Origin of the sequence: Stappia sp. MMSF_3263 (genome assembly GCF_030733745.1) — a bacterium.
Lineage (GTDB): Bacteria > Pseudomonadota > Alphaproteobacteria > Rhizobiales > Stappiaceae > Stappia.
Genome location: NZ_JASHIK010000001.1, coordinates 108,077 through 131,252, shown reverse-complemented (window position 1 = coordinate 131,252; position 23,176 = coordinate 108,077). Strand labels below are relative to the sequence as shown.

The 23,176-nt window shown below is 66.4% G+C and carries 26 protein-coding genes and 1 riboswitch; of the genes, 11 read left to right on the top strand and 15 right to left on the bottom strand.

The window, feature by feature from the left end; genetic code table 11:
* The 9 genes from RBB46_RS00650 to thiD all read right to left on the bottom strand — a co-directional run bounded on the left by RBB46_RS00650 (position 1) and on the right by thiD (position 6,702).
* The gene (locus tag RBB46_RS00650) at positions 1-777 is read right to left on the bottom strand and encodes an ABC transporter permease (protein WP_306026900.1); all 777 of its coding nucleotides are present in this window, start codon (positions 775-777) and stop codon (positions 1-3) included.
* The gene (locus RBB46_RS00645) at positions 774-1,505 is read right to left on the bottom strand and encodes an ABC transporter ATP-binding protein (protein ID WP_306026899.1); all 732 of its coding nucleotides are present in this window, start codon (positions 1,503-1,505) and stop codon (positions 774-776) included. The genes RBB46_RS00650 and RBB46_RS00645 overlap by 4 nt, the downstream gene beginning before the upstream one ends.
* Entirely contained in the window at positions 1,502-2,239 is a 738-nt protein-coding gene (gene tenA, locus RBB46_RS00640) for a thiaminase II (protein ID WP_306026898.1), read from the bottom strand. The genes RBB46_RS00645 and tenA overlap by 4 nt, the downstream gene beginning before the upstream one ends.
* A gap of 45 nt (positions 2,240-2,284) precedes the next feature.
* The gene (locus tag RBB46_RS00635) at positions 2,285-3,223 is read right to left on the bottom strand and encodes an ABC transporter substrate-binding protein (protein ID WP_306026897.1); all 939 of its coding nucleotides are present in this window, start codon (positions 3,221-3,223) and stop codon (positions 2,285-2,287) included.
* Between the two features lie 66 nt (positions 3,224-3,289).
* On the bottom strand, positions 3,290-3,916 hold the full coding sequence (locus RBB46_RS00630; protein WP_306026896.1) for a thiamine phosphate synthase: 627 nt from the start codon (positions 3,914-3,916) through the stop codon (positions 3,290-3,292).
* Positions 3,913-4,686: a thiazole synthase gene (locus RBB46_RS00625; protein WP_306026895.1), complete on the bottom strand. Its 774-nt coding sequence runs from the start codon at positions 4,684-4,686 to the stop codon at positions 3,913-3,915. The genes RBB46_RS00630 and RBB46_RS00625 overlap by 4 nt, the downstream gene beginning before the upstream one ends.
* A 3-nt stretch (positions 4,687-4,689) precedes the next feature.
* A complete protein-coding gene (gene thiS, locus RBB46_RS00620; RefSeq protein ID WP_083202509.1) occupies positions 4,690-4,887 on the bottom strand; it encodes a sulfur carrier protein ThiS in 198 nt (65 codons plus the stop codon).
* On the bottom strand, positions 4,856-5,866 hold the full coding sequence (gene thiO, locus RBB46_RS00615; RefSeq protein ID WP_306026894.1) for a glycine oxidase ThiO: 1,011 nt from the start codon (positions 5,864-5,866) through the stop codon (positions 4,856-4,858). The genes thiS and thiO overlap by 32 nt, the downstream gene beginning before the upstream one ends.
* Positions 5,863-6,702 (bottom strand): bifunctional hydroxymethylpyrimidine kinase/phosphomethylpyrimidine kinase, encoded by an 840-nt coding sequence (gene thiD / locus RBB46_RS00610; protein WP_306027331.1) that lies wholly within the window; start codon positions 6,700-6,702, stop codon positions 5,863-5,865. Before thiD ends, thiO begins: the two co-directional genes overlap by 4 nt.
* A 183-nt stretch (positions 6,703-6,885) precedes the next feature.
* A riboswitch (TPP riboswitch) is annotated at positions 6,886-6,988 on the bottom strand.
* Positions 6,989-7,167: 179 nt separating this feature from the next.
* Here thiD and RBB46_RS00605 point away from each other — a divergent pair.
* Positions 7,168-7,689 carry an SgcJ/EcaC family oxidoreductase gene (locus RBB46_RS00605; RefSeq protein ID WP_306026893.1) on the top strand — a complete coding sequence of 174 codons (522 nt, stop codon included), beginning with the start codon at positions 7,168-7,170 and terminating at the stop codon, positions 7,687-7,689.
* A 12-nt stretch (positions 7,690-7,701) separates the two neighbouring features.
* Here RBB46_RS00605 and RBB46_RS00600 read toward each other — a convergent pair whose 3' ends face one another.
* The 3 genes from RBB46_RS00600 to RBB46_RS00590 all read right to left on the bottom strand — a co-directional run bounded on the left by RBB46_RS00600 (position 7,702) and on the right by RBB46_RS00590 (position 9,841).
* Complete coding sequence (locus tag RBB46_RS00600; RefSeq protein WP_306026892.1) at positions 7,702-8,214, bottom strand: hypothetical protein; 513 nt, start codon at positions 8,212-8,214, stop codon at positions 7,702-7,704.
* 128 nt (positions 8,215-8,342) lie between these two features.
* The gene (locus RBB46_RS00595; protein WP_306026891.1) at positions 8,343-9,080 is read right to left on the bottom strand and encodes an SDR family oxidoreductase; all 738 of its coding nucleotides are present in this window, start codon (positions 9,078-9,080) and stop codon (positions 8,343-8,345) included.
* A gap of 56 nt (positions 9,081-9,136) precedes the next feature.
* The gene (locus RBB46_RS00590; RefSeq protein WP_306026890.1) at positions 9,137-9,841 is read right to left on the bottom strand and encodes a GntR family transcriptional regulator; all 705 of its coding nucleotides are present in this window, start codon (positions 9,839-9,841) and stop codon (positions 9,137-9,139) included.
* Between the two features lie 143 nt (positions 9,842-9,984).
* Between RBB46_RS00590 and RBB46_RS00585 the strand changes: the two genes are divergently transcribed.
* From RBB46_RS00585 to RBB46_RS00575, 3 genes are all read left to right on the top strand, one after another.
* The gene (locus RBB46_RS00585) at positions 9,985-10,959 is read left to right on the top strand and encodes a sialic acid TRAP transporter substrate-binding protein SiaP (RefSeq protein ID WP_306026889.1); all 975 of its coding nucleotides are present in this window, start codon (positions 9,985-9,987) and stop codon (positions 10,957-10,959) included.
* A gap of 88 nt (positions 10,960-11,047) precedes the next feature.
* On the top strand, positions 11,048-11,596 hold the full coding sequence (locus RBB46_RS00580) for a TRAP transporter small permease (protein WP_306026888.1): 549 nt from the start codon (positions 11,048-11,050) through the stop codon (positions 11,594-11,596).
* Between the two features lie 10 nt (positions 11,597-11,606).
* Positions 11,607-12,887, top strand: a complete 1,281-nt coding sequence (locus RBB46_RS00575) for a TRAP transporter large permease (RefSeq protein WP_306026887.1) — start codon at positions 11,607-11,609, stop codon at positions 12,885-12,887.
* A 105-nt stretch (positions 12,888-12,992) separates the two neighbouring features.
* Here RBB46_RS00575 and RBB46_RS00570 read toward each other — a convergent pair whose 3' ends face one another.
* Positions 12,993-13,322 (bottom strand): L-rhamnose mutarotase, encoded by a 330-nt coding sequence (locus RBB46_RS00570; RefSeq protein WP_306026886.1) that lies wholly within the window; start codon positions 13,320-13,322, stop codon positions 12,993-12,995.
* A gap of 153 nt (positions 13,323-13,475) precedes the next feature.
* On the opposite strand from RBB46_RS00570, the gene RBB46_RS00565 reads away from it, so the two are divergent.
* A complete protein-coding gene (locus RBB46_RS00565; protein WP_306026885.1) occupies positions 13,476-14,987 on the top strand; it encodes a UxaA family hydrolase in 1,512 nt (503 codons plus the stop codon).
* Positions 14,988-15,050: 63 nt separating this feature from the next.
* Here the strand turns inward: RBB46_RS00565 and RBB46_RS00560 are convergent, their stop codons facing one another.
* Together RBB46_RS00560 and RBB46_RS00555 are read right to left on the bottom strand one after the other, a co-directional pair.
* A complete protein-coding gene (locus tag RBB46_RS00560; protein ID WP_306026884.1) occupies positions 15,051-16,070 on the bottom strand; it encodes an aldo/keto reductase in 1,020 nt (339 codons plus the stop codon).
* 26 nt (positions 16,071-16,096) lie between these two features.
* Entirely contained in the window at positions 16,097-16,837 is a 741-nt protein-coding gene (locus tag RBB46_RS00555; RefSeq protein WP_306026883.1) for a GntR family transcriptional regulator, read from the bottom strand.
* A 209-nt stretch (positions 16,838-17,046) separates the two neighbouring features.
* Between RBB46_RS00555 and RBB46_RS00550 the strand changes: the two genes are divergently transcribed.
* The 6 genes from RBB46_RS00550 (at position 17,047) to RBB46_RS00525 (ending at position 23,149) form a co-directional block, all read left to right on the top strand.
* Entirely contained in the window at positions 17,047-17,793 is a 747-nt protein-coding gene (locus tag RBB46_RS00550) for an SDR family NAD(P)-dependent oxidoreductase (RefSeq protein ID WP_306026882.1), read from the top strand.
* Positions 17,794-17,839: 46 nt separating this feature from the next.
* Positions 17,840-18,685, top strand: coding sequence for a fumarylacetoacetate hydrolase family protein (locus RBB46_RS00545; protein WP_306026880.1), 846 nt, complete (start codon positions 17,840-17,842; stop codon positions 18,683-18,685).
* Positions 18,686-18,694: 9 nt separating this feature from the next.
* Entirely contained in the window at positions 18,695-19,564 is an 870-nt protein-coding gene (locus tag RBB46_RS00540; RefSeq protein WP_306026879.1) for an amidohydrolase, read from the top strand.
* A gap of 128 nt (positions 19,565-19,692) precedes the next feature.
* A complete protein-coding gene (locus tag RBB46_RS00535) occupies positions 19,693-21,192 on the top strand; it encodes a sugar ABC transporter ATP-binding protein (RefSeq protein WP_306026878.1) in 1,500 nt (499 codons plus the stop codon).
* Positions 21,189-22,187: an ABC transporter permease gene (locus RBB46_RS00530; RefSeq protein WP_306026877.1), complete on the top strand. Its 999-nt coding sequence runs from the start codon at positions 21,189-21,191 to the stop codon at positions 22,185-22,187. Before RBB46_RS00535 ends, RBB46_RS00530 begins: the two co-directional genes overlap by 4 nt.
* Positions 22,187-23,149, top strand: a complete 963-nt coding sequence (locus RBB46_RS00525; RefSeq protein ID WP_306026876.1) for an ABC transporter permease — start codon at positions 22,187-22,189, stop codon at positions 23,147-23,149. Before RBB46_RS00530 ends, RBB46_RS00525 begins: the two co-directional genes overlap by 1 nt.
* Positions 23,150-23,176 lie beyond the last annotated feature (27 nt).

The following is a 23,176-nucleotide window of genomic DNA, read 5'->3' as shown; positions in this document are numbered from 1 at the left end:
TCAGATCGTGTCCGTGCTTTCCCGCGACCAACTGGTCATCCGCCGCGTGAGGACGGAAACCAGCGCGTAGAGCGCAACGGCGAACGCGGCGAGCACGAAGAGGCTGGCGAACATCAGGTCCGTCTTGGCACGTCCATTGGCGAGCAGCATCAGGTAGCCGAGCCCCTTGGAGGCACCGACCCATTCGCCGATCACCGCGCCGATGGGCGCATAGACGGCGGCGAGCCTCAGGCCCGAGCCGAAGGCCGGCAATCCTGCGGGAAGTCTCAAGAACAGCAGCGTGCGCGCCGGCGTTGCTCCCATGGTGCGGGCAAGGTCGATCAGCCCCGGATCGGTCCTGCGCAAACCGTCATAGAAGGTCGAAACCACCGGAAAGTAGATGATCAAGAGCGCCATGGCGATCTTCGAGGCCATGCCGTATCCGAGCCACAGGGTCAGGATCGGCGCCAGCGCGAAGACCGGAACCGCCTGGCTGAAGACCATGATCGGCAGGGCGATACGGCGAGCTGCCGGCGACACCATCAGGTGCAGCGCGGTGACGGCGCCGAGAGCCGCGCCGACGACGAGGCCGATCAGCACCTCGGCGATGGTGATCATTGCATGGTCGGCGATAAGCCCGATATTGGCAACGAGTGTCGTTGCCACGCGCCAGGGTCCGGGCAGGATGAAAGCCGGCACACCGGTTGCCCAGACAATCCCCTGCCACAAGGCAAGCGCCACGCCGGCGGCGATCAGCGCATCGCGCGAGCGCCCGATGAAACGCTGCGCGGGGCTCATGTCGCCACTCCGCCGCGCAAGGCACGGAAGAGCCGTGCCTGCATCGCCAGCGTTTCCGGTGCATCGACCTCGCGAATGGATGGCAAGGCCGGCGCCTCGATGCCGGCGAGCCCTTCTTCCGAAAGGATGAAGATGTGATCGCCGAGGCGCACCGCCTCGGCCGGATCATGGGTGACGAGGAGCACGGTGCGCCCTTTCAGCGTCTCGAAAGCCAGTTCCTGCATCTCGGCCCGGGTGCGTGCGTCGAGCGCCGCGAACGGCTCGTCCAGAAGCACGATCGGGCGGTCCTCCATCAGTACGCGGGCGAGCGCGACGCGCTGGCGCATGCCGCCGGAAAGGCTCGCGGGGCGCTTTTCGGCGTGTTCGGCAAGGCCGACCTGCTCAATCAGGGTGCGGGCGCGCGTCCGGTCGGACGCCTCGCCGCGCAGCCGGGCGCCGAGCGTCACGTTGCCGAAGACGTCGAGCCAGGGGGCGAGCAGGTCACTTTGCGCCATGAAGGCAATGCGGCCTGCAACGGGTTCGCCGTCACCCGCCGCGATCTTTCCGGAAAAGCTGCCACCGGTGTCGAGGCCGGCAATAAGTCTCAGGATCGTCGACTTGCCAACGCCCGAGGGACCCAGCAGGCAGGTCCAGCCGCCCGCCGCCACCGTGAAGTCGAGACCGGAGAAAAGCGGCCGCCCGGCGTGGTGGAAGTCGCCGGAAAGCCGGATATCGGGAGCCTGCGTCACGCAGCGCGCTCCGGAAGCGCACCGCCGCGCAAGCCCATGTCCCAGAAGCCGATTTCCAGCTCCGTCGCGGTTCGGAAGCGCTTCGAGAGAAACGCCCAGCGCGGCACGGAGGCGGGATCGGGCCCGAGCCTTGAGGCGGCCGTCTCCTCAAGCAGGGCCGCAACCCGCTGGCAGACATCCTGGTAGTCCTTGCCCGAATAGGTGTCGATCCAGGCCCGGTAGGGCGTGTCGGGCGAGGCCTCGCGGGCAAGCCGGGCGCCGATCACGCCATAGCCGAGCGCGCAGGGCGCAAGGGCTGCGACGAGATCGAGGAAATCACCGGTGAGACCCGATTCAAGCACATAACGGGTGTAGGCGAGATTCTCACGCTCCTCGGCAGCGCTCTCAAGGTCCCGTTCGCTGATGCCGGCCTCGGCGCAGACGCCGACATGCAGCGCCAGTTCGGTGTTGAGCAGCGCATCGACCGTGCCGGCGGCAAAACGCGCCTCGGCCGGTGTTTCGGATTTCACCACCGCCAGCGCCCAGGCGCGGGCATAGTGATGCAGGAAGACATAGTCCTGCACCAGGTAGTGCAGGAAGTTTTCCCGCTTCAGGCTGCCGTCGGCAAGACCCGCCACGAAGGCGTGGTTCGTATAGGCAGCCCATGCGGGGCCGGCTTCCGCCCGCAGGCGGGCGAAGACCGGCGAACCGAAATCCGTTTCGCCGTCAAACCCCTTGTGTTCCATGGCGGTCATCATCATCCCTCCTCGATATGCGTCACGCGTTCCTGCGACCGCGCCTTACTGCGCGGTCACGTCGATGGCGATGTCGGAGACCGGGCGCACCGCCTCGATCAGGCCGTTTTCCTTCAGGAACGCCTCGAAGCGCGCATAACGGCCATGGTCGAGGGCGGCGGGACGCAGCGCGAAGCGGCGGATCGTGTCGGCCCAGGAGCGCTTGTTGAGTTCATCGTCAAGCTCCGGCGCGGTGCCGGCATAGACGCGGAAACTCTCCTCCGGGTGGTTGACGATATACTGGGTGGCACGCTCGGTCGCCTCGAGGAAGCGGGTAATCCTGTCCACGTCCATGGTCTGCGGATTGGCGACATAGATCAGCTCGTCATAAGGAGGGACGCCCTCCTCCTCGATGAAGAAGCAGCGGCCCTTGACGCCCTCGATCTCCATCTGATGCAGCTCGACATTGCGATAGGCGCCGATCACTGCGTCGACCTGGCCGGACATGACCGACGGGGCGAGCGACCAGTTGACATTGACCATCTCGACATCGTCGATGGTCAGCCCGTGACGACCGAGCAGCGCCTTGACCTGGGCGCTTTCGACACCCGAGACCGAGTAGCCGATCTTGCGGCCTTTCAGGTCGGCGATCGTCTTGACCGGGCCATCGTCCCTTACCATCAGGCAGTTAAGCGGCGTGGCGACAAGCGTTCCGACGCGCTTCAAGGGCAGTCCCTCGGCCACCTGGAGATGGATCTGCGGCTGGTAGGAGATGGCAAGGTCCGCCTTCCCGGCGGCCACCATCTTCGGCGGGGCGGACGGATCCGCAGGGGCGATGATCTCGACATCGAGGCCGGCGTCAGCGAAATAGCCCCTCTCTTTCGCGATGATGACGGGACCGTGGTCCGGGTTCACATACCAGTCGAGAAGCAGGGTCATCTTGTCGGCGGCAAGTGCGGGAGAAGCCATAGCGATGGCGGCTGCGAGTGCGAAAATTCGGATCATTTCTGACAACTCCGGCGTCGGTTTTTCGAAAAATTGATCGGATTCTGCTCGATATTGCACGTTGCGTTATTCGTGCGGACGGGTGGCGGCGAGCCATTCCCGCACCCGCCCCTCGGGGTCGGCGTTGAGCGTGATGTCGGTGACGGCGGAGACGATGTCGGCTCCGGCGGCGAAGGCGCCTGGCGCACGCTCGACGCTCATGCCGCCGATGGCAACGAGCGGGATGTCGCCGATCCGGCGTTTCCAGTCGCCGAGCTTGTCCAGCCCCTGCGGCGCCCATTTCATCTTCTTCAGGATGGTGGGATAGACCGGTCCGAGCGCGACATAGTCGGGACGCGCGGCAAGCGCGGTGTCGAGTTCCTCGTCGTCATGGGTGGAGAGACCGAGCTTGAGGCTAGCGGCGCGGATCGCGCTGATATCGGCCCCGGCCAGGTCCTCCTGCCCGAGATGAACGAACCGGCATCCCTCCTCGATGGCGATCCGCCAGTGGTCGTTGACGACCAGCATGCAGCCATGGGCAAGGCAGGTCGCCTCCGCCGCGCGGATCTCGGCGACAAGTTCGGCTTCCGGCCTGTCCTTGACGCGCAGCTGGACGAGCTTGATGCCGAGCGGCACGAGGCGGTCAATCCAGGCGGCGCTGTCGAGGATCGGGTAGAAGGGGTCGAGCCTTGCGGCACGCGTCGTCGCGGTCATTCGAGGAAGGCCTTTCCGAGAACCGGGGTGGAAGGGGCGGCCATGTCGCGCGGTTCCATCGCGCCGGCCTCGAAACCGATGCGGCCGGCCTCGACGGCGCGGGCGAAGGCGTCTGCCATGGCGACCGGATCGCTGGCCTTGGCCACGGCGGTGTTGAGCAGCACCGCGTCGTAGCCGAGCTCCATGGCGGCCGCCGCATGCGAGGGCAGGCCGAGGCCTGCATCGACGATAAGCGGCACGTCCGGGAAATGGGCCCGCAGCGAGCGCAGGCCGTAGACATTGTTGAGGCCGCGGGCCGAGCCGATCGGCGCGCCCCAGGGCATCAGGACCTCGCAACCGGCCTCGATCAGGCGGGCCGCAACACCGAGATCCTCGGTGCAATAGGGAAACACCTGGAAGCCCTCATCGGTCAGGATGCGCGCCGCTTCGACAAGACCAAAGACGTCGGGAGCGAGCGTCTCGGCATCGTTGATCACCTCGAGCTTGATCCATGGCGTACCGAAGACCTCGCGCGCCATTTTCGCCGTGGTCACCGCCTCCTTGACCGAGTGGCAACCGGCGGTGTTGGGCAGGACGCGAACACCGAGGTCGCGGATGAAGCCCCAGAAATCCTGCCCCGTACGGGCCGAGCCGGACTCGCGCCGCAGCGACACGGTGACGATATCGCAGGCAGAGGCCCGCACCGCCTCGGCCATGATCGCCGGGGAAGGATAGAGCGAGGTGCCGAGCAGCAGCGGGCTCTCGACGATTTCGCCGTAGAAGACGGGCATGGCTCAGCCTCCCTGCATGGGGGCGAGGATCTCGACCCGGTCGCCGTCGCGCACCTGCGTGTCGGCGCGCTCCTCTGCGGGGACGAAATCGCCGTTGAGGGCGGTGGCGACGATGGCATCGCCGTACTCGAGCGCCTCGAGGATCGCGGCCAGCGACCCCGGCGCAAGCTCAAGCGGAGCGCCGTTGACGGTTATGGCCATGGAAGAACTCCGGTTCGGTTTCAGGTTCGAGCAGAAGTGCGGCCGCCTGCTGTGCAAGAGCCGGGGCCAGCAGGTAGCCGTGGCGATAGGTGCCGTTGGCGCGCAGGATGCGGCCCTCTCGCAGGAGCCTCGGCAGGTTGTCGGGAAAGGCGGGGCGCGCGTCGACGCCGGTCTCCAGTATCTCCGCCTCGGCAAAGGCGGGGTTGAGCGTATAGGCGGCGCCGAGCAGCTCCATCATGGAGCGGGCGGTGATGCGCCAGCGCTCGCCGCTCTCGATCATGGTGGCGCCGACCATGAAGACGCCCTCCCCGCGCGGCACCACATAAAGCGGGATGCGCGGATGCAGCAGGCGGACCGGACGCGAAAGCGATATGTCGGGCGCATGCAGCACCAGCATCTCGCCCTTGACGCCGCGCAGCTCCGGCAGGTCGTCCCGCGCACCAAGACCGCGGCAGTCGATGACCTTGTCGCCAGGAGCGTCCTGCGGCGACACTTCCGTGCCGAAGCGCAGTTCGGCGCCAAGCCCTTGTAGCCGCGCGACAAGGTCGGCAAGCGCCCGGCGCGGGTCGAGATGCCCCTCGCCGGCAAAGAACAACCCCCGGCGGAAGCGGCCTTCCAGATCCGGTTCCAGCGCGGCGATGCGCTCCGCATCGACCGCCTCATGGCACTCGGTCATCCGGGCGAAACGGCGCAGGTCTGCCGCATCGCGCGGCGTCGCGACCACGAGGCTGCCGTTGAGCACGACACCGCCGACACGCTCCGACCACCAGGTGATGGCCTCGCGACCGAGCCGGACGACCGGTTCCTCGGCGCTCTCGCCCTCGCACCAGGGCGCGAGCATGCCGCCCGCCCACCAGGAGCAGGCGGCCGGACCCGGCGCCTCGGCGCGTTCGTAAAGCGTCACGTTGAGCCCGCGCTCGGCGAGAACCGTCGCAACGCAAAGACCGACGACACCGCCGCCGATGACGGAGACCTTCATCGCAGGCCCTCCCACAGCCGGTGGAAGTGATGGACGGGACCATGGCCGGAGCCGACGGAAAGCATGTCGGCGGCACGGATTGCACCGTGAAGCCAGTCATGTGCCTCGCCAACGGCCTGAGGCAACGCCAGACCCTTTGCAAGGCCCGCGGCAATCGCCGAGGAAAGCGAGCAGCCGGTGCCGTGGGTGTTGCGTGTGTCGAGCCGCTCGGCAGTGAAGGTCATTGCCGGCCCGTTCGCCACAAGCAGAAGGTCGGTGCAGACCTCCCCTTCCGCGTGGCCGCCCTTCATCAGGACGGCGGCCGGACCGAGCGAAAGAAGCGCCCTGCCCTGGCGTTCGACTTCCTCCGCATCGCCGGCCGGGGCGCAGTCGAGCAGGGCGGCGGCCTCCGGCAGGTTCGGCGTGATCACGGTCGCGCGCGGCAGGAGCCGTTCCTTCAGTGCCGCGATCGCCTCGTCGCGCAGGAGCTTGGCGCCGGACTTGGCGACGATGACCGGGTCGAGCACAACGGGGCCGGCGTAGCCGTCCAGCGCGCGCGCCACGCTCTCGACGATCTCAGGCGAGGACAGCATGCCGATCTTGATCGCCGCGACATCGAGATCGTCGAGCACGGCGACGATCTGGCCCTCGACCACATCGAGCGGGATGTCATGAATGTGGGTGACAACGCGGGTGTTTTGCGCGGTCACCGCCGTGATGACGCTGGCGCCGTAGACGCCAAGCGCCGAAAAGGTCTTCAGGTCCGCCTGGATGCCGGCGCCGCCGCTGCTGTCGGAGCCGGCGATCGTCAGTGCGATGGCCGGGGCGTCGCGGCCTGGGCGACCGATCCCTGTCACCGATCCGGGCGCTGCTGCAATCGTCTCTGCCACGGCCTGTCCATCTCCCCAGGCGCCGCATCGGGCGCGTTTTGCGGACACGCGAAAGCGTCCGCGAACATACGGGATCCAGGACATGAGAAGCAGGAAACGGATGGCCGGACTTGCGGCTGTGGCCCTTTGCGCGCTTCCCGTGGAAGCTTTCAGGCCGTCACATTCGTTCCCTACGCCGGCATGACCCGGATCAGGTTCAGTGGGTTGACGCGGTCGCGTCTCTCAGCCGGCTAAGGCACCCCAACGAATTTCGCGGCACGATAGGAGCAAGTCCGGCAGGCGTCAAGCAGGGCTGCACGGTAAAGGAACGACCCGCGCCATGAAGACCTGTTCGCCGTCTCTACCCCGGGTTAGGCTGGCATCCCCGCGACCGCGACGGACGCTGCGTCAGGGACGGCAATGCGGGCCGACATCGTGAGTGAGGAGAACAACATGCCAGGCAGCGCAGTATCCGTGAACCCGGACGGCATCGTCCCCGGCACGTCGGTCGCGGCAAGGTTGCGGCGAGCGGCCCGGGCAGCAGCCCTCGCGGCGCTGGCGGGCGTGTTTTCCGGGGCAGGTCCGGCGACGGCCGAAGGGCTGGCAACGCCTGCCGACGCGGTGCAGCGGTTCGTCGCGGCAACGGCTGCCGGCGATGCCGACGCGATTGCCGCCATGTATGACCCGAAGGCGCTGTTCATCGCTCCCGGGAGCGCGCCGATTGCCGGCCGCGACGCCATCCGGGCCGTCTTCCAGCGGAACTTCTCGCTTGGCCGCAACCGCATCGTCTTCACCAAGGTGCAGACCGAGACGGGCGGCGACCGGGCCGCCACCTACTGGGAATGGTCGGCACAGATCGACGGACAGGGCGGCACGCAAACCCGGCTGAACGGGCGCTCGCTGGTCTATTTCAAACGACAGGACGACGGTTGGTTGATCAGCGCCGACATGATGCACGTCTCTCGCGCCAAGTAGAGCAGGCGGGCGTCAGCCGGCCGGCGCCTGCGGCCGGGCGCGGCCGCCGGACAGAAACCAGCGCAGGACACGGACCCTGAGCGACCAGCGGCGGGCCGTTGGCGGCAGGCTCAGCTCGACTTCGGCGCGGGTCAGCGCATCCTCGACCAGCGCGTCGTGCAAGGGACGGAAGGCGAGCGGCCAGGACAGGCGCGCTGCCCCCGAGACCGTCATTTCCAGCCTGTGACGCAGCAGGCTCCGGCCACAGCCGAGCGCCTCGATCTCGAGCCCGTGGCCGCCGGCAAAGCCGGCGGGGCGCAGGAAGGCGAACCAGACAGAACGGCCCGGCTGCCAGGACTCGACCCGGTAGCCGATCGGACCGTGACCACCGATCGCGCCAACCTGCAAGGGACGGTCGAAGGCCATTTTCGGCCAGGCACCAACCGGCCAGAGCCGGTCGGCGCGGGACGACAGCGTGTCGAGCAGCGCGCCCAGCGCGTCCGGTTCCGCCGCATAGATCCGCTCGTGGATGTTGACGACCCGCACCCGTCTCTCCCTGCCCTTTGAGGGATGCAGAATGCGCGCGGCACGACGCGTCCGCAACCGGGAAGGGAGCGACGGGTCGTCGCAACCTTGCCGCCGGGAACGAAGCGCTGCGACAGCAGGTGGTCCGGTTACATCGCCCAGCCCCCGTCGATGGCATACGCTTGGCCGGTGGTGTAGGTGGCCCCGGCAAGGTGTACGGCAAGGTCGGCGATTTCTTCCGGCGTCCCGAGTCGGCCGATCGGCTGGCGAGCGATGAAGGCCGCGCGCGCCGCTTCCAGATCGCCACCGAGCGCACGCATTCGGTCGGCAAGCGAAGGGCTTTCCACCGTGCCGGGACAGATGGCGTTGCAGCGAATGCCCTGGCCGACATAATCGGCGGCGACGGACTTCGTCAGGCCGATCACCGCCGCCTTTGTCAGCGTGTAGGCGCAGCGGTTGGGCACGCCCTTCATGCTGCTGGCGACCGAGGCCATGTTGATGATGGCGCCGTCGCCGCGCTCCAGCATGCCCGGCAGGACGGCCCGGATGGTGCGCACCATCGAGCGCACGTTGAGGTCCAGCGCGAAATCGAGATCCGCATCGGGCATCTCCAGGATCGAGCCGGCATGGACGAAGCCCGCGCAATTGAACAGCACGTCGAACGGTCCGCGCGCGGCGACGACCGCGGCAACGTCCTTGTCGTCGAGCACGTCAAGCCGGCAGGTTTCGATGCCGGACGTTGCCTGCAGCTCCGCCAGCCGCTCCGTGTTGACGTCGGTGGCGAGCACCTTTGCGCCGGCGGCCGCGAAGGCCAATGCGCTGGCGCGCCCGATTCCCTGCGCCGCTGCCGTCACCAGCACCGTCTTGCCGTTCAGATTTCCACTCAAGTCCCGTTCCTCCCGTGTTGTCGTGCCGGCGCTCCGCGTGGGGCACGTCAGGCTTTCTAGCCGTTGGCAAATATCTCGCGATGGCGCGCAGCGTAGTCGCGCAGTTCTCCGGTGACCGTATCGATATGCGCGGTCATTGCATGCCGGGCGATGTCCGGATCGCCGCATTCCAGCCCGGCGACGATCGCCTCGTGCTCGCGCAGCGTCGCCGTCAGGCGCCGTGTCGAGCCGACCACCCGGCGCGCCCGGTCGAGCGACAGACGCAGCTTCTCCACCGTACCGCGCAACCGCGGATAGGACAGCGCGGTGGCAAGCGCGTCATGGAAGGCAAGGTCGAGCTCGTGGAATCCGTCGCTGTCATCCGCCTCGATGGCGGTCCGCTGGTAGCGCAGGTTGCGGTGCAGGTCATCGAGGAGACCAGCATCCTTTCGCACCGCCAGCCGCGCGACGATCTCCGCTTCCAGCGCCCGGCGCATGAGCAGGTCCTCCTCCATGTCCGCCAAGCGGATATGGGAAACGCAGGATCCACTCTGAGGGCGGATGTCGACCAGCCCCTCGCTACGAAGCTGGTTGAGGGCCTCGGAAATCGGGTAGCGCGACACACCGAAACGCAGCGCCAATTCCCCCTTGTCGAGCGTCTCGCCAGGCCGCAGCCGCAAGGCGACGATCTCGCGCCGCAACGCATTGGCGATCAGCTCACCGACATTGGTGCGCGAGGCCCGCGTTTGCGGCGCCCGTGTCAGGATGGTGGAATTCGGCATTGAATTCATACTAATATGTTAGTATACAGGCATGGGTTTGGGAACCGAAAAGTTGTGACGGAGGCGCGATTTGCGCCGGGAGGCCGTCACTGCAATGCGGCAACGCATCGGTCCGGATCTCGTCAGAAAGGGAGGAAAACCTAGTGAAGAACCTCAAGCAATCGCTCATCGGAACCGTCGCGCTGCTCGCCTTCTCGGGATCGGCCGCGATGGCCGAGACGGCCCTGAAATGGGCCCATGTCTACGAGTCGACCGAGCCGTACCACACCTGTGCCGTGGCCTCTTCGGACAAGCTGAAGGCGGCAACGGACGGCCGCTACTCGATCGAAGTCTTTCCGGCCTCGTCGCTGGGCAAGGAGGTCGACATCAACGAAGGCCTGAGCCTGGGCACCGTCGACATCATCTATACCGGCCAGCTGTTCGCCGGCCGCGCCTTCGGCCCGATTGCCATCGGCGGCGCGCCGTTCATGTTCCGCGACTACGAGCACTGGGACAAGTACCGCAACTCGGAGCTGTTCGAGGAGCTGTCCAAGGGCTACCAGGACGCCACCAAGAACCACATCACGTCGGTGACCTATTACGGCGAACGCCATGTCACCTCCAACGTGCCGGTCGACAAGCCGGAGAACATGTCCGGGCTGAAGATCCGGGTGCCGAACGCCCCGCTCTACATGATGTTCCCGCGCGCGGTAGGCGCCAACCCGACGCCGATCGCCTTCGCCGAGGTCTATCTCGCCCTGCAGCAGGGCACGGTCGACGCGCAGGAGAACCCGCTTCCCACCATCCAGGCGAAGAAGTTCTACGAGGTGCAGAAGCACATCAACCTGACCGGCCACATCACCGACGCGCTGCTGACCATCGTCGGCGACCCGACCTGGCAGCAGATGGACGAGGCCGACCGGGCCGCGCTCGGCACGGTCCTCGACGAGGCGGCCGACTGCGCCACGCAGCAGATCATCGACAAGGAAAAGAGCCTGGTGCAGTGGTTCAAGGACCAGGGCGTCGATGTGCGCGAAGTGGATCGCGGGCCGTTCCGCGAGGCGACGATGAAGCTGCACAACGGTGACGACGCCACGTGGGACCAGGCCACGTACGACAAGCTCCAGGCCATCAAGTAGGCCTTACCCCGTCCGCATCCGCTTAAAGCCGGACCGCCGCGCGGCCGCCCCACCGGGCAATCGCGCGGCGGCATGGGAGGAGTCACTCATGGACACCAAGCAGCAGCCGGACGGCGACATCGACGCCGCATCCGAAGACCTTTCCGATATCTCCTGGGGTGACGGCATCGTCCTTTCCGTCTTCTGGATCCTCGCCTTCGTCGTCTTCCTGCAGTTCTTCACGCGCTACGTCCTCAACGATTCGCTCGGTTGGACGGAGGAGATCGCGCGCTTCCTGCTGATCGGCGTAACGTTCCTCGGATCGTTCATGGCGGTGCGCAAGGAAAGCCATATCGCCGTCGAGTTCTGCTACCGCTATCTCAGCCGGAGCGCCCGCTTCGCGCTGCAGATCACGGTCGATGTCATCTGCCTCGTCTTCTACGTCGTCGCCGGCTGGCTGTGCGTCCAACTCGCCGGCAACACCCAGCAGATGATGGTCTCGATCGACGTGCCGAAATCCTCCGTCTACTGGATCGTCGCAGCCTGCTTCGCCGCGATGTCCCTCTACGCGCTGCAAGTGCTCGCGCGCCACTGGCGTTCCGGCACAAGCCGCCTCGTCGATCCCGACGAGGCCGCCGTTCCCGGCCCCAATCTCTGAGAGGCCCCGCATGCTGCTCGCGCTGCTCTTCGTGCTGCTGTTCCTGCTTATCGCCATGGGCGCTCCCGTCGCCATCGCGCTGGCCGGCTCGTCGGCCGTCTTCATCCTGCTCGACGGCCGGGTGCCCGACGTCATCGTCATCCACCGCATGATCAACGGCGTGGACTCCTTTCCGCTGCTGGCGGTTCCCTTCTTCATTCTCGCCGGCAACCTGATGAACACCGCCGGCATCACGGCCAGGATCTTCGACTTCGCCAAGGCTCTGGTCGGTTGGATGCGAGGCGGTCTCGGCCACGTCAATGTGGGGGCCTCGGTGATCTTCGCCGGCATGTCGGGCGCCGCCGTCGCCGATGCCGGGGGACTGGGCGCCATCGAGATCAAGGCGATGCGAGACGCCAATTACGACCCGGGCTTCGCCGTTGGCGTCACCGCCGCCTCCTCGACCATAGGGCCGATCATCCCGCCATCGCTGCCGATGGTGATCTACGGCGTCGTCGCCGGCGCGTCGATCGGGCAGTTGTTCGCGGCCGGCTTCATCCCCGGCCTGATCATGGCCGTGGCGCTGATGATCATGATCGCGATCTATGCGCGGCGGCGCGGCTACCCGCGCGATCAGGCATTCAGCTTCTCGGTGCTCGGCACCTCGCTGTCGCGCGCGGCGCTGTCGCTGATGACGCCGGTGATCATCGTCGGCGGCATCCTGTCGGGTGCCTTCACGCCCACGGAAGCGGCCATCGCCGCCTGCGCCTGGGCGCTCGTGCTGGGGCTCTTCGTCTACCGGACGCTATCGCTGCGGCGCTTCCTCAGGGTGTCGTTCGACACGATCGAGACGACCGCCGTGGTGCTGTTCATTGTCGGCGCTGCATCGGTGTTCGCATGGATCCTCACTTCGCAGCGGGCGCCCGAGCATTTCGCGGCGCTTATCCTGACGATCTCCGACAACCCGATCATCGTGCTGCTGCTGATCAACCTGATCTTGCTGATCGTCGGTTGCTTCATGGAGACTGTCGCGGCGATCACGATCCTGGTGCCGGTGCTGCTGCCGATCGCGCTGAAGATGAACATCGACCCGGTGCATTTCGGCGTCATCGTCGTGCTGAACCTGATGATCGGGCTGCTGACGCCGCCGATCGGGATGGTGCTCTACGTCCTGTCGCGGGTCGCCAAGCTGCCCTTCGAACGCTGCGTCTCGGCGACGCTGCCGTTCCTGGTGCCGCTGTTCCTGGTGCTCGTGCTGGTGACGTTCGTGCCGGCCGTGACGATGTGGCTGCCGACCCTGCTCTACCGCTGAGGCACGTGCGATCCCGGCGCATGTCCCAGCGCGCGCGGCCCCGGCACACCACCTGCCGGGGCCGCGCGGCGCCGTTCTTCAGGCAACTCCTTCAGGCACTCGCATTCAGGGATGATAAAACACCGGCTCCATCGCCGCCCACCATTCACCCTCAGCGCGGGTTTCAAGCGGCTGCTGCAGCGGATCGCAGATCTCCCACCATTCACGCATCGCGGGATCGAGCTTCATCTGTTCCATGTCCTGAGCGAAATCCTCGCCGACATATTCCCAATAGGCGAAAAGCAGGTTCTCCGGCTCCTTCAGGAAGATCGAATAGTTGCGGATATTGGCGGCCGAAATCGCGGCCAGCACCTGCGGCCAGACAGCAGCGTGAAGTTCGCGGTACCTCGCCACCACGCCCGGCTTCAGGCCTATGCACATGCCCATCCTGGTCATCAACACCCTCCTCGCTCAGGAAAACGTCAAGGAAACAAACGGAATGACGAAGGCTTTCACCTTGACACTTTCTATTATTATATTAGTATTCATATACAGTTCAGCATGGCTTCGCAACCTGACCCTGCTCACCCCGAAAACATCGACGGCACAATGACCCGCGCTCTCAGACTTACCGATGCCGACAACATCGTCGTGGCGATCGAGGCCATCAGCCCCGGCGAGACAGCGGGCGGGATCAGCGCCGCGCAACGCGTGCCGCGCGGCCACAAGATGGCCATCGAGCCGATCGGCAAGGACGCGGCCATCGTCAAATACGGGCAGGTGATCGGCTTCGCCCGGGACGCCATCGCACCGGGCGACTGGGTTCACGAGCACAATGTCTACCTGCACGCCTTCGACCGGGACTACGATTTCGGGCGCGATGCCCGACCGACCACCTATGTCCCCGCGGAAAAGCGGCGCAGCTTCCAGGGCTTCAAGCGCGCCAGCGGCAGGTACGGCACCCGCAACTACATCGCCATCCTGACCTCGGTGAACTGCTCGGCGAGCGCTTCGCGCTTCATCGCAGACGAGGTCACCCGTTCCGGCGTGCTCGACGACTATCCCAATGTCGACGGAGTGATCTCGCTGGTGCATGGCACCGGCTGCGGGCTCGACGTCGATGGCGAGGCCTACGAACTTCTCAAGCGCACCCAGTGGGGCTTTGCCACCAACCCCAATATCGGCGGTGTCCTGATGGTCGGCCTCGGCTGCGAGGCGTTCCAGATCCCGCGCTGGATGAATTCTTACGGCATCAAGGAAGACAGCGCCTTCCGCACGCTGACGATCCAGGAGGTCGGCGGCACGCGCAAGACCGTCGAGGCCGGGGTCAAGGCGGTGCTGGAGATGCTGCCCATTGCCAATGCCGCGACGCGCAGCAAGGCTCCCGCCTCGGAACTGATGCTGGCGCTGCAATGCGGCGGTTCTGACGGCTATTCGGGCATCACCGCCAACCCGGCGCTTGGCATGGCGGTCGACCTTCTGGTCGCGGAAGGCGGCACGGCGATCCTCTCCGAGACGCCGGAAATCTACGGCGCCGAGCACCTCCTGATGCGCCGCGCCGAACAGGCCGCCATCGGCGAGAAGCTGGCCGGACGGATCCGCTGGTGGGAAGAATACACCGCCCGCCACAACATGGAGATGAACAACAACCCGTCTCCGGGCAACAAGGCGGGCGGGCTGACCACCATCCTTGAAAAATCGCTGGGTGCGGCGGCCAAGGGCGGTTCGACCAACCTGACCGGCGTCTTCGACTATGCCGAGGCGGTCGATACCAAGGGTCTGGTCTTCATGGACACGCCCGGCTACGACCCGGTCTCGGCCACCGGCCAGGTCGCCGGCGGCGCCAACATCCTGTGCTTCACCACCGGGCGCGGCTCGGCCTTCGGCTGCAAGCCGACCCCCTCGATCAAGCTTGCCTCGAACTCCTATATCTACGGGCAGATGAACGAGGACATGGACATCAATTGCGGTGACATCCTCGACGGCGTCACGCTCGCCGACAAGGGCGAGGAGATCCTGCAACGGGTCCTCGCCGTCGCATCCGGGGAGCGGACCAAGTCGGAAGCGCTTGGCTATGGCGACAGCGAATTCGTGCCCTGGCAGGTCGGCGCGACGATGTAGTCCCGCCCTTTCGCGAAACGCGGCCCGACCGGTTCCGGGGGGCCCTGGCTTCCTCCGCGCCGGCTATTCCACCGCCTCGAGGGCGCTCCAGAGTTCATCGGGAATGTCGCGCTCGAACCAGTCGATGCTGGCCGTGACGTCCTGCGGGCTTCGCGCACCCACGAGGACGGAGGCAACGGCGGCGTTGCGAAGAGGAAAGCGGATCGCCGCCGCGCCGAGCGAAACCTCGAAGCGGGCGCAGATCCCGGCCAGCCTGTCGGCCTTGCGCAGGATTTCGGGCGGGGCGTCGGCATAGTTGAACTTGCGGTCGCCGCCGGTTGCCGACGCCAGAATTCCCGAATTGTAGACACCGCCCATGACGACCGCGACATCGCGCGCCTTCGCCCTGTCGAGAAGCGCCGCCCCGCTGCGGTCGAGCAGCGTGTAGCGCCCGGCCAGCAGGCAGCAGTCGAGATCGGCCTCGTTCATGGCCGCATCGATCACCTCCGCCTCGTTGACGCCAAGCCCGAAACCCTTGATCAGCCCGGCCGAGCGCAGTTCCGAAAGCGCCCTGAAGCCGCCGCCCGACACAAGCGCGGTCCAGTGGCCTTCATGCCGCTCGCCATGGGTGAGGCGGCCGATGTCATGCACGAAGAGAAGGTCGATCTCCGGCCGGCCCATCCGCTGCTGGCTGTCGTCGAAGCTGCGCATGATGCCGTCATAGCCGTAGTCGAAAACCTCCTGGAAGCGCAGGCCGTTGCACCAACCGGAATCCAAGGGATTAGCCGGTGCCGGCGGCGGCAAATCACGGCCGGGACGGGCGCGCGCCATCAGCCGTCCCGCCTTGGTGCTGACCACGGCATCGCCGCTGTCGCCCGCCTCCTCACGCAGGAAATGGCCGAGAAGATGCTCGGCCCGGCCGAGCCCGTACATGGGGGCCACATCGAAATGACGGATGCCCGCCTGCCAGGCAGCAGCGAGGGTTGCGAGCGCCTGCGGCGCCCCTGCCGATCTGTAAAGGCCGCCAAAGGCGGCGCATCCCAGACCGAGTGCGGTCACCTCCAGACCGGCCCTTTTCAACGTCCTGCGGTCCGATACCTTCACGGGCTGCCTCTCTCTTCTTGTCCGGATCAGGCTGACGGCACAGCGCGGCTGTCGGGATCTGTGTCGAGATAGGCCAGCGTATTGCGCAGCGAGGTCTCCAGATGCTCGCGCAAGGCGGTCATGGCGCCCTCCTGGTCCCGTTTTTCCAGTGCCGCCAGGATGGCGCGATGCTGGGCAATGGTTTCCTGGGCGGCCCCCGGCGAGGGAATGGTGCGCAACCGGCAGCGATCCATCTGGGCCTTGGAGACGTCGACCGCCTTCCACAGCATGGTGAGGCCGTTCACCTCGGCGATATAGCGATGCAGGTCGTCATCACGCGCGATCGCCTCGTCGTAGCGCTCACGTTTTACCGCAACTTCCTGGGCGTGGATAATGTCCTCGAGATCGTGGATCTGGGACGGTTCGATGACCAGCGCCGCCCGCTTGATGCTCTCCAACTCCAGCGCGATGCGAATGATGTAGGCCTCCTCGACCTGCTTGCGACTGATCGCGGAGACGAATGTGCCATGCTGGGCAAAAACCTCGATCAACCCCTCGTCGCTGACTTTCTTCACCGCCTCGCGCACGGGCGTGCGCGAAATGCCGAGCTTGTTGGCGATCTCGATCTCGTTGATCGGAGCGCCCGGTTCCAGCTTGCCGATGACGATCGCCTTGCGCACAAGGGCATAGACCTGGTCGCGCAGGGGGATGGTGCGGTTGAGCGTCACGCCGTCCAGGAACCCCGAGAGCTTGAGCTTGTCCGCCTCTTCCCGCATTTTCGCAGCCATGTTCCAAACCCCAATTTGTCCGCGGCCGTCTTGACCGATTGACCTCGGATTGTCGCGAAAAATAGCATGCGTCAATCAAATCGCGGGCGTCATCCTTGTTCACTCTATTATTATACTAGTGTAACATAAAAGAACAATCCGCAATGCGGACGGGCCGCAGGGCGGCGACGGACGGCGGCCCGGCCCTTGCAACAGGAGGAACTTCCAAGGTGAACACGATTGATCTGGGCGGCCAGTCGGCTGTCATCACGGGCGGCGCGCAAGGGCTCGGACTGGCCTTCGCCCGCCGCATCCTGGCGTCCGGCGCCAAAGTCGCCCTGTGGGACATGAACGCCGAGCGCCTTGCTGCCGCCCGCCGGGAGCTGGGCAGCAGCGTTGAAAGCGTGGTCGTCGACATCACGGACGCGGAGGCCGTGGTCGCAGCGCATCGCGAGACCGAGCAGCGCCTCGGCCCGGTGTCCATCCTCGTCAATTCGGCCGGCATCGCGGGTCCCAACCACCGTTTGGAGGACTACCCGCTGGAGGACTGGCGGCGGGTCGTCGACATCAACCTGAACGGCACCTTTCACGTCAACCGTGCCGTCGTCCCCTCGATGAAGGCGCAGGGCTACGGCCGCATCGTCAATGTCGCCTCGATCGCCGGCAAGGAAGGCAACCCCAACGCCTCCGCCTACTCCGCCTCCAAGGCGGCGGTGATCGGCCTAACCAAGTCGCTGGGCAAGGAACTTGCCGGCCAGGACATCGCTGTCAATTGCGTGACGCCGGCCGCCGCCCGCACGCCGATCTTCGACCAGATGAGCCAGGAGCATATCGACTACATGCTGTCGAAGATCCCGCGCGGACGCTTCCTGGAGGTGGACGAGGCCGCCAACATGGTCGCCTGGCTGGTGTCGAAGGAGAACAGCTTCACCACCGGCGCCGTCTTCGACCTGTCGGGCGGACGCGCCACCTACTGATCCCTCCCCCCCTATCCGATCTTTCCAACTTTTCCGGAGACATGACATGAAGCTTCTGCGCCATGGCGAAGCAGGCAATGAAAAGCCCGGCATCCTCGATGCGGACGGCAAGATCCGCGATCTTTCCGGCGTGATCGGCGACATTGGCGGCGCGCATCTCCACCCCGACGCGCTGGCAAGGCTCGCAACGCTCGACACGACAACACTGCCGCTCGTTGCCGGCAATCCGCGGCTCGGGCCCTGCGTCAGCGGCACGGGCAAATTCATCTGCATCGGCCTCAACTATGCCGACCACGCAGCGGAATCGGGCATGGCCGTTCCGAGCGAGCCGGTCGTCTTCATGAAGGCGACCTCGGCCATCACCGGCCCCAATGACGACGTTCTGATCCCGCGCGGCTCGACCAAGACCGACTGGGAGGTCGAGCTCGGCGTCGTCATCGGCAAGACCGCGAAATATGTGAGCGAGGCCGACGCGCTCGATTACGTCGCCGGCTATTGCGTCGCCCATGACGTTTCGGAGCGCGCCTTCCAGGCGGAGCGCCAGGGCCAGTGGACGAAGGGCAAGAGCTGCGACACGTTCGGCCCCATCGGGCCCTGGCTGGTGACGCGCGACGAGATCGCCGACCCGCAGAACCTTGCCATGCGGCTCAGCGTCAACGGCGAGACGATGCAGAACGGCTCGACGAAGACGATGGTCTACGGCGTCTCCTTCCTCGTTTCCTACCTATCGCAGTTCATGTCGCTGCAGCCCGGCGACATCATCTCCACCGGCACGCCGCCGGGTGTCGGCATGGGCATGAAGCCGCCGCGCTACCTCAAGGCGGGCGACGTGGTCGAACTGGAGATCGAGGGGCTGGGTTCCCAGAAGCAGTCCGTGCACGCCGACTCCTGAGGTCGCCCCATGTCCGCCAGCTCCGACGAGAAACCGGCCCCGGTCGTCGACGCCCATCACCACTTCTGGCAGGTGGCGCGCGGCGACTATCACTGGATGACGGCGGAGACGGGTCTCCCGCTCCGCCGCGACTACCTGCCCGAAGACCTCGCCCCGCTGCTACGCAAGGCCGGCGTCGACAGGACGGTGGTCGTGCAGGCGGCGCAAAGCGAGGCCGAGACGGACTTCCTTCTCGACCTTGCCGACGGGGCCGGCTTCGTCGCCGGGGTGGTCGGCTGGCTCGACATGGAGGATGCCGGTTTTGCCGGCAAGCTGGACCGCCTGATGGCGCGGCCGAAATTCGTCGGCCTGCGTCCGATGCTGCAGGACCTCGACGACGATGCTTATATCCTGCGGCCGCGCGTGCGGGACAATCTCGCCCGCATGGCCGAGCGCGGGGTGGCTTTCGACGTGCTGAGCTTCCCCCGGCACCTCGCCAACGTCACGCGCGCGCTGGAAGCGGTGCCGCAACTCAGGGCCGTCGTCGACCACCTGTCGAAGCCGGCAATCGCCGCGCGGGAGTTCGACGGCTGGGCCACCGGGATTTCGCGTCTCGCGGCCCTGCCGAACGTCCATTGCAAGCTCTCCGGGATGATCACGGAGGCCGACCACGCTTCCTGGCGACCGGCCGACCTCGAACCCTATGTCGACCATGTGCTGTCGGCCTTCGGCCCGGGGCGGCTGATGTTCGGCAGCGACTGGCCGGTCTGCCTGCTGGCGGGCAGCTACGCCGAGGTTCTCAACGCCCTGTGCACGGTGCTGGAAGGAAAACTCTCCGCCGACGAACGGGCGGGCGTCTACGGCGCGAACGCCGCACGCTTCTACAGCCTGCCCGGTTAGGGCCGGCTGCAAGAGTGGGCGGGTCAAGTCTTGCACTCATTATTATATTAGTGTAATAGATTAGTCATCCACCCGGCGGAAGCGGCGACAGACCGGCGGCGCCGGAGCACGGAACCGGGAGGGAGGACATGGCCGCATCCGGCAGCGCCTTGCGCATGCGGGGCATCAGCAAGACGTTTCCGGGCGTCAAGGCGCTCTCCGACGTCAGCCTTTGCGCGGAATACGGCCGAGTTCACGCCATTGTCGGCGAAAACGGCGCCGGCAAATCCACCTTGATGAAGATCCTGAGCGGCGCCTATCCGCCCAGCGCCGGCACGACGGAAGTCGACGGTGCGGAGGTACGCATGCGCAAGCCGGCGGACGCGCAGAAGCTCGGCATCCGGATGGTGCACCAGGAGCTGAACCTGGTGCCGGACCTGAGCGTCGCGGAGAACGTCTATCTCGGCCGGATGCCCCGACGCCGGGGCTTCGTCGACCGCGCGGCGATGCTGCGCGACACGAAGGCCGTTCTGGAAGAGCTCGGCGCCGCCATCGACCCCAAGGTGCGGCTGGGCGAGTTGTCGATCAGCCAGCAGCAGCTCGTTGAGATCGCCAAGGCCTATTCGGCCGGGCCGCGCATCATCGTACTGGACGAGCCGACCTCCAGCCTCAGTGAACACGAGACCGCGGCGCTGTTTCGCATCCTGCGGACGATGAAGGCGGCCGGGATCGCGATCATCTATATCAGCCACCGGCTCAAGGAAGTTCTGGAAATAGCCGATGACGTAACCGTCCTGCGTGACGGGCGCCTGATCGACACAAGGCCGGCTGCCGGCATCACCGCGGCGGAGATGATCCGCCTCATGGTCGGGCGCGAAGTCACCAATGTCTTTCCGAAAACCCCCTCGGAGATCGGCACTCCGGTCCTGAAGGTCGTCGGTCTTGGCGACGGACGCGACTTCCAGGACATCAGCTTCGAGGTCCGCGCCGGCGAGATCCTCGGCCTGACCGGCCTTGTCGGCGCCGGCCGCACGGAACTGGCGCGGGCGATCTTCGGCCTCACGCCGGCAAGCGAGGGCCGGATCGAGATCAACGGCATGGCGGCCGCGATCACCTCACCGGCGGCGGCGGTGAAAGCGGGCATTGCCTATGTGCCCGAAGACCGCAAGGACAGCGGCATCATTCCCTCGATGAGCGTTCGGGAAAACATCAGCCTGCCGGTGCTGCGACGGCTGTCGCGGCTGGGCCGCGTCAGCATGAGCGCCGACCGCCGGCTGGCGACCAAGTACACGCGCGACTTCGCCATCGCCCCCCCCGACCCCGAGCGCCGCATCGAGCAGCTTTCGGGTGGCAACCAGCAGAAAGCGGTGATCGCGCGCTGGCTGTCGACGAGCCCTTCCGTGCTGATCCTCGACGAGCCCACACGCGGCGTCGATGTCGGCGCCAAGGCAGAAATCCATCGCATCATCGGCGAACTCGTCGCCGGGGGCATGGCGGTCGTGATGATCTCGTCGGAACTGCCGGAGGTGCTTGGCGTATGCGACCGGGTGGTGGTGATGCGCGATGGACGTGCTTCGCCGCCAGTGGCGCGCGCGGAGTTCAGCGAGGAGCGGATCATGGCGCTGGCCACGGGAGAGGCGGCGGCATGACGGACGCATCGGCCGCCTTGAGCGAAGAAACCGGCAGCACGCGCTTCCGCAAGGATGGCAGGTGGGCCGCCCTGCTCTCACGCGCCGGGCTTTCCATCGCCATCCTGGCGGTGATCGCCTATGGCAGCGCCGTCAGCCCGGTCTTCTTCACAACCGGCAACCTGGTCAACGTGATGACCTCGATGGCGATCATCGGCATCGTCGTGGTCGGCATGACCTTCGTGTTGGTGGTGGGCGGGCTCGCCGACCTGTCCGTGCCTGCGACGATCGCCTGCGGCGCCATTCTCTCGCTGGCGCTGCAACCGATGATCGGACCTGTTCCCGCCTTTGTCGCGGCCATAGGGCTGGCCGGGCTGTGCGGCCTCGTGAGCGGCGTGCTGGTCGGCTATGTCGGCATCAATCCGATCATCGCGACGCTCGGCATCGGCACAATCGTGCTCGGCATCGTCCAGGCTTCCGTCGGCGGCGTGATCGTCTACGGAACCAATCCCGAGACGGCGATGCTGGTGAAGAGCCGGCTGTTCGGCATCCCCACGATCGTGCTGATCTTTCTTGCCGTGGCGCTAGCCGGCAACTTCCTGCTGGCGCGTTCATGGTGGGGACGCTGGACCTTTGCCACGGGCGGCAACCCGAAGGCCGCAGAGGCGGCGGCCGTCCCGGTTCGGGCGGTCAAGGCCGGGGCCTTCGTCATCACCGGGCTTTGCTCGGGCCTGAGCGGTGCCCTGCTGGGCCTGACCCTGCAAAGCGCCCGGCCGCTGGTCGGCACCGGATACGAGTTCAGCGCGATCACCGCCGTGGTGGTCGGCGGCGTCTCCATCATGGGCGGTGCGGGCTCCGTGCCACGCGCTGTCGCCGGCCTCGTCTTCGTCCAGTTGCTGACCAACGTGATGGTGCTGCAAGGGGTGCGCACGCCGGTCCAGGGCCTGGTGCTCGGCCTGCTGATTGCCGGCGCGGTGGCGCTCGACGTCGCCCTTCGCCGCCGAGGAGGCGCATGATGAACCTCGGTGCAACCATCGTCCGCTTCCGCGTCGCAGTCATTCTCGGGCTGACGCTGCTGTGCGCCTCCCTGCTGGTGCCGGGTTTCCTGGGGGCAACCACGTTGAGCCTCGGTCTCGACCGGGGCGCGACGGTCGGCCTCATCGCCATAGGCATGACAGTGCTGCTCATCGCCCGGCAGATCGACCTTTCGGTTGGCTCGACCTTCGCCCTTGCCGGCATCGTCGCGGTGATGCTGCAGCCGAGCCTCGGCATCTGGCCGGCGGCGATGGCCGGCCTCATCGCGGGCGCGGCGGCCGGCGCCATCAACGGCCTGCTCGTCGTCACCTTCAAGGTGAACCCGCTGGTGGCGACCCTCGCCACCATGCTGATCTTCCGCTCCGCCGCCCATTGGCTCACGGACAGCCAGCCGGTGCCGGGTACCGACATCATGCTGTCGGTCTCACTGTCGAAAATCCACCTCGGCATTTTCACATTGCGCAGCGCACTCTTCATCGGCGCGGTGCTGCTCCTGCATGTGTGGCTGACCCGCACCGTCGCCGGGCGCAACCTGTTCGCCGTCGGCTCGAATGCCGAAGCCGCGAAGGCAAGCGGCATCTCGCCCGGGCGTACCGTGTTCCTGGGCTTCATCTTCGCCGGCCTGTTCGCCGGCCTCGCCGGGGTCCTGCAAAGCCTGACCACCAACACCGGCTCACCGGTCTTCGGGTCGGAGCTGCTTGTCGCGGTGATCGCGGCCGTCGTCGTCGGAGGCACCCGCATCGAAGGGGGGCGCGGCTCGGCGCTCGGCACTCTGGGCGGCGTGCTGACCATAGCCTCGCTGACCACCGCGATGGAGTTCCAGTCGGTGCCCGCCTACGTCCAGCAGGTCGTTGCCGGCTGCATCCTGATTCTGCTTGTCGTTCTGGACCGCACCGTGCGGCCCGGCCCCCGCAGCCATGCCGCAACAGGCGGCACGCACTGACTTTCTAGCCATTCGAAGGAGGAGACG

Bases quoted from the DNA above. Each gene is read 5' to 3' on its own strand.
- RBB46_RS00650 (WP_306026900.1), bottom strand. From the start codon at position 777: ATGAGCCCCGCGCAGCGTTTCATCGGGCGCTCGCGCGATGCGCTGATC.
- tenA (WP_306026898.1), bottom strand. From the start codon at position 2,239: ATGACCGCCATGGAACACAAGGGGTTTGACGGCGAAACGGATTTCGGT.
- RBB46_RS00635 (WP_306026897.1), bottom strand. From the start codon at position 3,223: ATGATCCGAATTTTCGCACTCGCAGCCGCCATCGCTATGGCTTCTCCC.
- RBB46_RS00630 (WP_306026896.1), bottom strand. From the start codon at position 3,916: ATGACCGCGACGACGCGTGCCGCAAGGCTCGACCCCTTCTACCCGATC.
- RBB46_RS00625 (WP_306026895.1), bottom strand. From the start codon at position 4,686: ATGCCCGTCTTCTACGGCGAAATCGTCGAGAGCCCGCTGCTGCTCGGC.
- thiS (WP_083202509.1), bottom strand. From the start codon at position 4,887: ATGGCCATAACCGTCAACGGCGCTCCGCTTGAGCTTGCGCCGGGGTCG.
- thiO (WP_306026894.1), bottom strand. From the start codon at position 5,866: ATGAAGGTCTCCGTCATCGGCGGCGGTGTCGTCGGTCTTTGCGTTGCG.
- RBB46_RS00605 (WP_306026893.1), top strand. From the start codon at position 7,168: ATGCCAGGCAGCGCAGTATCCGTGAACCCGGACGGCATCGTCCCCGGC.
- RBB46_RS00590 (WP_306026890.1), bottom strand. From the start codon at position 9,841: ATGCCGAATTCCACCATCCTGACACGGGCGCCGCAAACGCGGGCCTCG.
- RBB46_RS00580 (WP_306026888.1), top strand. From the start codon at position 11,048: ATGGACACCAAGCAGCAGCCGGACGGCGACATCGACGCCGCATCCGAA.
- RBB46_RS00575 (WP_306026887.1), top strand. From the start codon at position 11,607: ATGCTGCTCGCGCTGCTCTTCGTGCTGCTGTTCCTGCTTATCGCCATG.
- RBB46_RS00570 (WP_306026886.1), bottom strand. From the start codon at position 13,322: ATGACCAGGATGGGCATGTGCATAGGCCTGAAGCCGGGCGTGGTGGCG.
- RBB46_RS00565 (WP_306026885.1), top strand. From the start codon at position 13,476: ATGACCCGCGCTCTCAGACTTACCGATGCCGACAACATCGTCGTGGCG.
- RBB46_RS00555 (WP_306026883.1), bottom strand. From the start codon at position 16,837: ATGGCTGCGAAAATGCGGGAAGAGGCGGACAAGCTCAAGCTCTCGGGG.
- RBB46_RS00545 (WP_306026880.1), top strand. From the start codon at position 17,840: ATGAAGCTTCTGCGCCATGGCGAAGCAGGCAATGAAAAGCCCGGCATC.
- RBB46_RS00540 (WP_306026879.1), top strand. From the start codon at position 18,695: ATGTCCGCCAGCTCCGACGAGAAACCGGCCCCGGTCGTCGACGCCCAT.
- RBB46_RS00535 (WP_306026878.1), top strand. From the start codon at position 19,693: ATGGCCGCATCCGGCAGCGCCTTGCGCATGCGGGGCATCAGCAAGACG.
- RBB46_RS00530 (WP_306026877.1), top strand. From the start codon at position 21,189: ATGACGGACGCATCGGCCGCCTTGAGCGAAGAAACCGGCAGCACGCGC.
- RBB46_RS00525 (WP_306026876.1), top strand. From the start codon at position 22,187: ATGAACCTCGGTGCAACCATCGTCCGCTTCCGCGTCGCAGTCATTCTC.